Source organism: Vibrio sp. 10N.222.52.C3, assembly GCF_041474195.1.
Lineage (GTDB): Bacteria > Pseudomonadota > Gammaproteobacteria > Enterobacterales > Vibrionaceae > Vibrio > Vibrio crassostreae_C.
The window spans coordinates 1-10,689 of sequence record NZ_JBFRTQ010000214.1 but is presented as its reverse complement, the minus strand read 5'-3'; the positions used below and the strand labels follow the sequence as shown (position 1 = coordinate 10,689).

The following is a 10,689-nucleotide window of genomic DNA, read 5'->3' as shown; positions in this document are numbered from 1 at the left end:
GCTCGGCGCACAATAAAAAACGACCTGCAATGCAGGCCGTCTTGTAAATGTCATAAGTCAGTTCAGTGTTTCCACAGAGCGTTAACTCATTTCGTCAACTGAGTTAGTCACGTAGGTAGATCAACCAGTACCACATACCAACAAAGATACCGCCGCCAATGATGTTACCGATGGTAACGGGCAGCAAGTTGTTCATCAGAAAGTCCATCATGTTCAGATCAACATAGTCCGCAGGATTAGCGCCCGTCATTGTCCAAAATTCAGCTGGAGCAAATGTTTTGATGCCGATAGCTAAAGGCACTTGGAACATATTTGCAATACAGTGCTCAAAACCAGCCGATACGAACATCGCTACAGGTAAAATCATTACCGCAATTTTGTCAGTCAGAGTACGTCCACTAAACGTCATCCATACCGCGATACAAACTAATACATTACACATGATGCCGAGCGCGATAGCTTGGATAAAATCATGGTGCATCTTATGTTGAGAGATCGCCATTGCATTCAAACCCACTTGGCCGTGGTCGAACATGTACTGTTTGGTCAGTAACATACAAGCCACCAGCAGCAATGCGCCAATCAAGTTACCTACATAAACCGTAGCCCAGTTCTTAACGAGCGTGCGCCAAGTAATCTTGCCACTTGCACGAGCAACCAGAGTCAGCACCGAACTGGTAAATAGCTCACCACCGGTAACAACAACGAGAATTAAGCCCAAGCTAAATGCAAGGCCACCTAATAAGCGAGTAATACCCCACGGCAAATCACCAGCACCAGTCGTTACGATGGTGTAAAACACAAACGCAATACCGATATGTATGCCAGCGGAAATCGCTAGGAGAAAAGATTTGATTGGATCTTTGGTTGCTTTACCTACGCCAATATCTGCAGCGCGCTCAGCCATTTGTGGCGGTAATAATGAGTCAAATTGGTTTAGATTCATGATGATTTACATTTTGAAACATGTCGTCGGGAGCGCGATAATCCTCTCTTTCATTTCTGAATTCAAGAGCTATTTTAGGCACAAAATAGCTCTCACAGCCTTGTTGAAAGCAAATAGTCCGAGTTATTCCAAATTCATACGACTTTAGTAGTAAAAAGAAAACTCTGCTGAATGATTAGTTATCAGCATAGAAAATAACACATCTATAAATATCAACAAGTTACGTTAAAAATCAAAGAATAACGTACACTAAAATGGCTCACAGAGCGCTTTTATTTCTAGATTTTGACATAGATCAACAGAACGTAAAAAAGCGCCCTAAGGCGCTTTTAACTCAATCACAAATAAAGAAATTAGTGATGCTAAACCGAAGGTTCAATCACTTCTTCTGATGATTGTTCTAGGGTTGAATCCTCTAGAGTAGATTCAACAGCTGGGGACATCACATCAGAGTCACTTTCGTTGGCCACTTTGCCACCTAAGCTTTTCAAACTATCCACTAACTCTTCTAAGCTTTTAATGTGAGCATCACTCTTGGTAATCTGCTCACCGAGCAACTCACTGTGCTTGGTTGCTTCAGACAGTTGCTGCGCTTGCTTCTGGTTTTCAGACTCCAGCTTAGCTAATTGCTCAGTCAAAGTTTTAATCTCTGACTTTAATGACGCCGTCATGTCTGAGCCTTTCAGCGCTTTAACACTCGCTACAATTTTTTGAGACTGAAGACGCAATACAACATCACGGTGATCTTCATCATTAACCACTCGTGAAATGCTCAATAACTGGTTCTCTGCATTCAAAACCGACTGTTCGAACTGGTCGCCTTTTACGCTCGCCAGCACTTTGACTTCATGAGCAACACTGCGTACGTGGTTTAATTCGAACTCCGCAGCGTGAACTGCGTCTTCAATGATAGACTTTTCACGGGGACTGGCTTTCACTTGGCTTTCTGCCAAAGCAATTTGAGATGCCGCTTTAGCAAACGTCAGTGGAACAACGTCATCGAAATCTTCATCTTCCAAGAACTCTAATTCGTTCTTCAAAGGTTCGATGTATTTCTTATGCGCCACTTTAACTTCTAGTAAGCGAGCATTGTTAAGAAATTCCACCTGCGCTTCTTGAGCGTCTTCAAGCTCATCGACCAGCACATACTCGAACAACTCGCTGTATTCTGAATACAAACGTTTGTAGCTCGAGGTAAACATGGTATCTGCGCCAAGAAACTTCAGGTAATCCATTTGGACAATCGAATCCGCGAGTACTCGATCAGCCTTCTTCTTTAACACTAAGATCGAGTCATAGTTTGATTTGATCAAAGCGATTTTTTCATCGAAGGCTTCAGCGTAAGTTAGGCTCGAAAAAATGGAGTAACTCTTGGTTATCCGAGTTTCGTCTTTAAGTAAGTCCGCATAAATGCTTTCAGCATCATCCCATGCGTCTAATAGTTCATTGTAATTCTCTGGTGCATAGAGAGACAATTGAGCATGGTCTTCAAGCTTAACTTCCCATTCGGAGTAAACGCTTTGGACAGACTGAAATGAACGGACCTCTATTGTCGATTCATTATTGTTGTTTGTGGTTTGGTTCGCGTCTGTCTGCTCTGAGGGTGTACTTTGACAACCTGAGATAGCAAATAGCATACTGATCGTTAATGCTACTTTGTTCGCTCTCACTTATGCATATCCTTTTTATACAATATTCGCTCAATGCAAATTATTTCTAGTCACAATATATTACAACCACTTAGCAATAAACATCACTGATGATTTAAGTGGGTGCAAATCACCCAATATAACCAAAATAAACTCATCACTCGATGATTAATCAATCAATTTGGTATCACTTATCAATTCTCTTTATTTGCTATTGCCTGAGCCGAGAATGCGCACTAAGGTGAAGGTAGAGAACGTTATGAATATATAGGTCAATTATGAAGTACAACGCTGAACATATTGCTGATTTAAACCTCCTTCTTCAATTTGATGTAAGTAGTGCAGCTACTGGAATTAAAGTCCATCAAGAGGCAGCTCAAGAAACTCAAGACGCTGTTAAGCGCCTATTCGAAAAAAACCTTTGTACTCAGCCAGACGGCGGTTACCTAACAGATGAAGGTATCGAGATGGCAGAGCGCGCAGACAAGCTTCTTCGCGTACTAAACTAAAGCTCCATTGTTCTAGTAAAAACTCCACTTGCTTCGGCCGTGGAGTTTTTTCATTTTTGGGCAAAGCTTTGTTAGGCTTATTGTAAATTCGTCATTTGCAGTTGTGAGGAACACATGGCTTCTATATTTATTGTCGGTGCAGGATGGGTAGGTGCACCTTTATCTGAACATTTAGAAAAACATGGTAACCGAGTAGTGGTCACGAAAACGACCCAAGCGGGAGCAGATGCCATTGGTAGCGAACAAATTCCATGTGAAGTGTTTAGCTTTGATTCATCCGATCCACAACAGACTATCGGGCGACTCTATTCATTGTTACTCGAAAACAACACTGAAATTGTGATTGGCAGCTTCCCTCCTGGCTTTAGAAAAGGAGCAGGACAAGAGTATGCCGACTACTGGCAGCAACTCACCAATGCATGCCAAAAGGCCAACATTAAAAAGCTCATTATGGTTAGTTCAACTACGGTATACCCAACTAAGCCGGGTGTGCTGAACGAGCTGGATGCATCACTCCCCCTTTCGACCTCAGATAACGAGCACGCGTCTTTATTTTCCGATAACGCACGAATCATGCTGCAAGCTGAACAGTCAGTGATTGATTCCGGTATCGACTACACCATTCTTCGCTTTAGTGGCTTAATCGGCCCAAGCCGTCACCCATCACGCTTCGCAAGCAAGTTAAAACAAGTCAGCACTCAAGCTCCAGCCAACATGCTGCACCTTGATGATGCAATTGGTGCTGTCGATTTCGCTATCAGTCAACTGCACAATGAAATAGTTAACGTGACCACACCAAATACAGTCAGTAAGGCGGAGTTTTATGCCGCGGCACTGAAAAGCGCCAACAGCAGTGAGCCTCTGCCCGCTGTTGTTGATACCCCAGACAAGTTAATCTCTTCGAAGAAGATTCTCGACTTAGGTTATTCATTTAAATTCGAATCCACACTGGACGCACTTCATGACTGAACAATCTATTGCTAACAAAAATCCCAACATAAAACTGCATCGCTCAGTCGACACCCTTTGGAACTTTATGTCGATGGGTCACAAGGTTACGCCTTCCGACTGTATCTTTGTATTGTGTAGCAACGATACTCGCGTAGCTGAATATGCAGCCGAGCTTTATCACCAACAGATCGCGCCTTACATCGTTTTTTCTGGCGGTGTGGGGCGCTTTACCGAAAGAAGCTTTGAACGCTCAGAAGCAGAAACATTCGCTTCTATCGCACGAGATTGTGGCGTGCCTGACTCTGACATTATCATAGAGAAACACGCAACAAATACTGGGGAAAATGTACGATTCACTCATGAGTTGCTGACAGAAAAAGGGTTATCGCCGAAGAGGCTAACCTTAGTTCAGAAGCCCTTCATGGAGAAACGTACCTACGCAACCTTCAGTAAACAATGGCCTGACGAAACTTCCGAGATTACCGTGACGTCGCGATGGCAAACTTGGGATGATTACTTTAACGAAGAGTTGCCGTTAGATATGGTGTTAGGCGCATTAATTGCTGATTACGAGCGAATCAAATCCTACCCAGAGAAAGGCTTTCAGATTGAGATGCCGATCCCCGACGACGTTGACCACGCCTATCAAGCATTGAAGAAGCTCGGTTTCGAATAAGCAAAAGTTAGACTTTGAACAAAGTAAAAGCTCGGCTTGGAAGAAAGCAAAACACAGGCCCAATAAACAAAAACGGTGACACTTGGTCACCGTTTTTCGTTCTTTCGCGTTAGCAAATAGAGCTGCTTATTTACCTAACGCTTCTTTGTAGTGCAGACGGCAAACAGAAACGTATTTGTCGTTACCGCCAATAGCCACTTGGTCGCCCTCAGCAATCGCCACACCGTGCTCGTCGGTACGAATTACCATGTTCGCTTTACGGCCACAGTGACAAATTGTTTTAAGCTCAACAAGTTTATCTGCCCAAGACAGTAAGTAACGGCTACCTTCAAACAGTTCACCCAGGAAATCGGTACGTAGGCCGTAACAAAGTACAGGGATGTGCAGCTTATCAACCACTTCTGTTAATTGGTACACCTGCTCCTTCGATAAAAATTGGCACTCATCGATCAAAACACAATGACGCTTTTCTTCCTCATTGAGCTTTTTGATCGCATCAAACATGTTGGTGTCATTTTTAAACAGCTGAGCTTCAGATTGCAGACCAATTCGTGAGCTCACTTTACCGATACCATAGCGATCGTCCAAAGCTGCCGTAAAGATCACTGGCGTCATACCGCGTTCTTGGTAGTTGAATGAAGATTGAAGAAGCGTTGTTGATTTACCCGCATTCATTGCCGAGTAATAAAAATACATCTGAGCCACAGAAATATTCCTGTTAATTAAAAGGTGAAAATAGAGAATTCGTGCTAGAAAAAAGGGCTGAAAATCAGCCCTTTTTATAAGATTTACTTACGACGCCAAGTCGTGCCTTCTGGGCCATCTTCCAGAACAATACCCAACTCGTTTAGCTTATCACGTGCAAGGTCGGCATTTGCCCAATCCTTTGAAGCACGAGAGTCGTTACGCAGTTTGATCAACGCTTCGATTTCAGCCACTTCGTCGTTGTTACCTGCCGCATCACCTTGTAGGAAGGCTTCTGGCTCTTGGTGAAGAATACCGATGATGTCTGCTAGTTCACGCATCAATGCACCCAGTCCGCTTGCTTTTTCAATGCTTTCAGGCTTGATACGGTTGATTTCACGAGCCATTTCAAACAGTACTGAATAAGCTTCAGGTGTGTTGAAATCATCGTTCATCGCTGTAGAGAATCGAGTCACGTACTCTTCGCCACCGGCAGGAGCGGCTGTAAGGTCTAGGCCACGAAGTGACGTGTATAGACGCTCTAGTGATGCGCGAGCTTGGTTTAGGTTATCTTCGCTGTAGTTTAGCTGGCTACGGTAGTGACCAGACATTAGGAAGTAACGTACCGTTTCAGCATCGTAATGTGCTAGCACGTCACGGATAGTGAAGAAGTTACCTAGTGACTTAGACATCTTCTCTTTGTCTACCATCACCATACCACTGTGCATCCAAGTATTTACATACTGAGTGCCGTGCGCACAGCAAGATTGCGCGATTTCATTCTCGTGGTGTGGGAATTGTAGATCTGAGCCGCCACCGTGGATATCGAAGTGATTACCTAGAATAGACGAGTTCATTGCTGAACATTCAATGTGCCAACCTGGACGACCTGGACCCCATGGTGATTCCCATGTTGGTTCACCTGGCTTAGACATCTTCCAAACAACGAAATCTAGCGGGCTACGTTTTGCAGAGTCTATGTCAACACGAGCGCCAGCTTGAAGCTGATCAAGGTCTTGCTTAGAAAGCTTACCGTATTCTTCGAACTTCTTAACTTCGAACATTACGTCGCCGTTACTTGCAACATATGCGTAGCCACGTTCAATCAGCTTTTCAACAAGTTCGATGATTTCAGTGATGAATTCCGTTGCACGAGGTTCAACGTCTGGACGCTTCATGTTCAACGCATCGAAATCAGCGTGCATTTCGCCGATTAGACGCTCAGTCAGAGATTCACAAGACTCGCCGTTTTCGTTAGCGCGCTTGATGATTTTGTCATCAATATCTGTGATGTTACGAACGAAGTTCAAATCGTAACCAAGGTAACGAAGGTAACGAGTTACTACGTCGAAAGAAACGAACGTACGACCATGACCAATATGACAGAGATCGTATATGGTTACCCCACAGACATACATGCCGACTTTGCCAGCTGTAATTGGTTTGAATTCCTCTTTCTGTCTTGTGAGCGTGTTATATATCTTCAGCATGATCTCTATCTATTTTATGGATTAATCAAAATAAGCTCGCAGTATAACAAGTCATACCTTAATAGGTAATCCCTAAAAGCAGGAATTATACCAATCACGGTAAGTAGATGGTCATAAATAGCGCAGAAAAAATGCTTGAGAACAAGGAAGCTCTTTTCGACAAAAAGTTTCGATAAGTAGTTATTCTACATTCAAAATTTCTAACGACGTTATCAAGTGTTTTAACAAGCTAGGATGGCCAGTTATTTACTACGATTGGTATTACCTCAAACATCCGAGTTAAGTTAATGATTTGGTGATTTGAAAGTCTGCCAACATGCGCTAGAATTCGAACTTCATATTAAAAAGACAGTAAGGTAACAATCATGATCATCCTTCACACAAATTTTGGTGATATCAAAGTTCAACTTAACGAAGAAAAAGCACCAGAAACAAGCGCAAACTTTCTACAGTATTGCCGTGACGGTTTCTACGACAACACACTATTCCACCGTGTTATCGATGGTTTCATGATTCAAGGCGGCGGCATGACTTCTGGCCTTAAAGAAAAGGCAACTCGTGCAACGATCAAGAACGAAGCAAACAACGGTCTAGCGAACAAAGTTGGTACGCTAGCAATGGCTCGTACTATGGAACCGCATTCAGCGAGCTCTCAGTTCTTCATCAACGTTAACGACAACTCTTTCCTAAACTTCCGTAGCGAAAGCCTAGACGGTTGGGGCTACTGTGTATTCGCAGAAGTTGTTGAAGGCATGGACATCGTAAACAAGATTAAAGGTGTTAGCACTGGTTCTATGGGTATGCACCAAGATGTACCTCTAGAAGAAGTGATCATCACTGGTACTACAATCGAAGCTTAATTCATCGCTTTCGGTTAGTATTGATGAGCCGATAAAATCAGGATATAGGGAGCGAATCGCTCCCTTTTTTTAGACCTATGAAAACATATTTTATATCAGATCTGCACCTTTCTCCGTCACGAGAAGACATCACAGACTGCTTCTTAACCTTTATGAAGAAAGAAGCCGTAGAAGCGGATGCACTTTACGTATTAGGTGACCTTTTCGAATTCTGGATTGGTGACGATGATAAGAGTGAATTCGCGACTTCTATCCGCCAAGCGTTTATCGACTTAGTGAAAACAGGCGTGCCTTGTTACTTTACTCAAGGGAACCGCGACTTCTTAGTCGGCAAAAAATTTGCTAAGCAAACGGGCGTACAACTTCTCGACGAAGTTTCTACGATCGATATCTACGGGCAAAAAGCGGTAGTATTGCATGGAGATACCCTATGTACTGAAGATGTAAAGTACCTCGCCTTTCGCGAAAAAGTGCATCAGCCATGGTTACAATGGGTCTTCAACCGAATTCCATTTTTCATCAAGAAGAAAATTGTTTCAAAGGTTCAATCAGATATCAAAGATGACAAGCAGACCAAGTCTCTCGACATCATGGATGTGACACAGCAAGAAGTCGAAGATGTGATGGAACGAAACAATGTCGATCTGATGATCCACGGCCATACTCACCGCCCAGACATCCATACATTTAATGCTAACAATTGCACTAAAACCCGTATCGTACTTGGCGATTGGTATACGCAAGGCTCAGTGCTGGTGTTCACGCCGCAAAGTTTTGAACTACAGAATCGAGCGTTTAGCAATAGCTTTTAACATCACGCTTAAACTTTCACTTTGATTATTATTGTCGGTCAGACTTTCTTAGAAAGTGTATGGTAATTTCTAGTGAATTAGCTATTATCTCTCTACCAGAAATAAACCGAACACAGTACCAAGTTGAAATATTCATACGTAGCGCGTCAACCAATACTCGACACAGGCAAGAAAACCATAGGTTACGAGTTGCTATTCAGGGATGGTCCTAAGAACACTTTCCCTGAAGTAGAGCCGGAGCTCGCTACTAGCCGTTTGCTTTCCGATCACTTCTTATCGACCCACTATAATACGTTGGGTGATAAGCTTGGGTTCGTGAACTTCCCATATGCAAGCCTAATCAACTTAGTCCCTACTCTGTTCCCCAAAGAAAGCCTCGTTGTTGAGGTTCTTGAAGACTGCGAACCAACAGACGAATTACTTGAAGCAATCAAAACCATCTTTGACGCGGGTTATACCATTGCGCTAGACGACTTTGTGCCAAGTAAAGCTTGGAAGCGCTTCTTACCCTACGTTTCAATTATCAAGTTCGATATCCGTTTGACGCCAATTGCCAAAGCAGCGATGTTTATGAACTCTCTCAAAGGGCTAGATATCAAGTTCCTTGCTGAGAAAGTAGAAACGTACGAAGAATACCAAGAAGCGAAAAAAGCAGGCTTCACCTACTTTCAAGGTTATTTCTTTAGCAAGCCAGAGATGATCCAAACGCGTGCGCTCAACCCGGCATTCCTGACGACCGTTCAGCTGTTAAAAGAGATTGCGCACGACCCTATCGACTTTGGTGAAGTAGAGCGTTTGATTACGCTCGATGTGACCATGTCGTATAAGCTACTTACCTACGTAAACTCCGCTGGCGGTTCACCAACAACGATTCGTTCATTCCGCCAAGCGCTTATTTACCTTGGTGAACAGAAACTGCGTAAGTTCGTTTCACTGGTGGCTATCGCATCCGCGAAAGAAGATAAGCCGGACTCACTTTATGGCTTAGCGGTAATACGCGCACGTCAGTGTGAACTCTTGGTTGAGAAGATGAATGTTAAGGTTGAGCCTGGACAAGCCTTTTTGACCGGTATGTTCTCTCTGTTGGACTCACTCTTTGACCAACCATTGAAACAAGTACTCGATTCAGTGCCGATCGACATCGAGATCAAACAAGCCTTGATTCAACGTAAAGGCGTGTTAGGTGCTGTATTGGCGATGGTGGTTGCGTATGAGCAAGCTCGTTGGGAAGAAGCGACTCGTATTCGCCAGCTTCTCAAACTGAGTGAAGCTCAACTTGGTCAAGCTTATGACGAAGCGACGACTTGGGCTCAAGAGCTATTGTCTCCAGCCTTGAAATAGTAAACTTCGCGCTAACACTTTGATAATTTCAATAACTTCAACAGAAACTAAACTTTGGTGAGCGATCGTTTCTTGGTAAACTCCCACGCATTCACTTATGGCCTCTTAATAGAGGCCATTTTTACAGGATCTGACTATGTCTTTATGCCCATGCGGTAGCAAAAATACTTACCAACAGTGCTGTGAATCAGCGCACCTTCACCACAGTGCTGTTGAAACGCCTGAACAGTTGATGCGCTCTCGTTATTCAGCGCACGTGTTGGGTTTAGTTGACTATGTTGTTGCGACTTACCACCCTAGCTGCAACGCAGAAGCGCAAAGAGAAGGTATTGCCGAATCTATCAACAGTGATTGGGCAGGACTAGAAGTCATCGATACTGCGGTAGGCTCGCACCAAGACGAAGGCTTTGTTGAGTTTAAAGCTTACTTCAATGAAGAAGGCGCACAATACTGCATGCAAGAACGCTCTCGCTTTATACGTGAAGACGGTCTTTGGTACTACATTGATGGTACCTTCCCAGAGCAGGAACAAACTACACAACCAGAAATTGACCCACGCTTAAATCAAACCGTTGAGAGCTTTAAAATCGGCCGTAATGATCCGTGTATTTGTGGCAGTGGTAAGAAATACAAGAAGTGCTGCGGGTAACTCGTTCGACTAAGAAGTCAGATTAAGAGAAGAGATTCCTGATGTCGCTTAGGCTCCTCGGAATGACGCAAAGTCAGAGGTTAGAAAAGTGACGTAGGGCTTAGAAATCTTGAAATCTTGAA

The 10,689-nt window shown here is 43.5% G+C and carries 11 protein-coding genes; 7 read left to right on the top strand and 4 right to left on the bottom strand.

Annotation, left to right across the window (positions count from 1 at the left end; genetic code table 11):
* Nucleotides 1–103: 103 nt before the first annotated feature.
* Both focA and AB4517_RS22315 read right to left on the bottom strand, forming a co-directional pair.
* Nucleotides 104–946, bottom strand: coding sequence for a formate transporter FocA (focA, locus tag AB4517_RS22320; RefSeq protein WP_048614492.1), 843 nt, complete (start codon nucleotides 944–946; stop codon nucleotides 104–106).
* 362 nt (nucleotides 947–1,308) lie between these two features.
* On the bottom strand, nucleotides 1,309–2,616 hold the full coding sequence (locus AB4517_RS22315; RefSeq protein ID WP_017065323.1) for an ATPase: 1,308 nt from the start codon (nucleotides 2,614–2,616) through the stop codon (nucleotides 1,309–1,311).
* A 257-nt stretch (nucleotides 2,617–2,873) separates the two neighbouring features.
* Between AB4517_RS22315 and AB4517_RS22310 the strand changes: the two genes are divergently transcribed.
* From AB4517_RS22310 to AB4517_RS22300, 3 genes are all read left to right on the top strand, one after another.
* A complete protein-coding gene (locus tag AB4517_RS22310) occupies nucleotides 2,874–3,104 on the top strand; it encodes a TIGR02647 family protein (RefSeq protein WP_017060280.1) in 231 nt (76 codons plus the stop codon).
* Nucleotides 3,105–3,218: 114 nt separating this feature from the next.
* On the top strand, nucleotides 3,219–4,073 hold the full coding sequence (locus tag AB4517_RS22305; protein WP_017060279.1) for an NAD(P)H-binding protein: 855 nt from the start codon (nucleotides 3,219–3,221) through the stop codon (nucleotides 4,071–4,073).
* Nucleotides 4,066–4,731, top strand: coding sequence for a YdcF family protein (locus AB4517_RS22300; protein WP_032545711.1), 666 nt, complete (start codon nucleotides 4,066–4,068; stop codon nucleotides 4,729–4,731). The genes AB4517_RS22305 and AB4517_RS22300 overlap by 8 nt, the downstream gene beginning before the upstream one ends.
* Before the next feature lie 126 nt (nucleotides 4,732–4,857).
* On the opposite strand, the gene AB4517_RS22295 is transcribed toward AB4517_RS22300, so the two are convergent.
* Both AB4517_RS22295 and cysS read right to left on the bottom strand, forming a co-directional pair.
* A complete protein-coding gene (locus AB4517_RS22295; RefSeq protein WP_017060277.1) occupies nucleotides 4,858–5,436 on the bottom strand; it encodes a thymidine kinase in 579 nt (192 codons plus the stop codon).
* An 83-nt stretch (nucleotides 5,437–5,519) separates the two neighbouring features.
* Complete coding sequence (gene cysS / locus AB4517_RS22290; protein ID WP_372150036.1) at nucleotides 5,520–6,905, bottom strand: cysteine--tRNA ligase; 1,386 nt, start codon at nucleotides 6,903–6,905, stop codon at nucleotides 5,520–5,522.
* Between the two features lie 365 nt (nucleotides 6,906–7,270).
* Between cysS and AB4517_RS22285 the strand changes: the two genes are divergently transcribed.
* The 4 genes from AB4517_RS22285 (at nucleotide 7,271) to AB4517_RS22270 (ending at nucleotide 10,567) form a co-directional block, all read left to right on the top strand.
* Complete coding sequence (locus AB4517_RS22285) at nucleotides 7,271–7,765, top strand: peptidylprolyl isomerase (protein ID WP_017060275.1); 495 nt, start codon at nucleotides 7,271–7,273, stop codon at nucleotides 7,763–7,765.
* A 77-nt stretch (nucleotides 7,766–7,842) separates the two neighbouring features.
* Entirely contained in the window at nucleotides 7,843–8,577 is a 735-nt protein-coding gene (gene lpxH, locus AB4517_RS22280) for a UDP-2,3-diacylglucosamine diphosphatase (RefSeq protein ID WP_017060274.1), read from the top strand.
* Nucleotides 8,578–8,700: 123 nt separating this feature from the next.
* A complete protein-coding gene (locus tag AB4517_RS22275; RefSeq protein ID WP_029235542.1) occupies nucleotides 8,701–9,918 on the top strand; it encodes an EAL and HDOD domain-containing protein in 1,218 nt (405 codons plus the stop codon).
* Between the two features lie 136 nt (nucleotides 9,919–10,054).
* Nucleotides 10,055–10,567 (top strand): YchJ family protein, encoded by a 513-nt coding sequence (locus AB4517_RS22270; protein WP_017060272.1) that lies wholly within the window; start codon nucleotides 10,055–10,057, stop codon nucleotides 10,565–10,567.
* The last annotated feature ends 122 nt before the right edge of the window (nucleotides 10,568–10,689 follow it).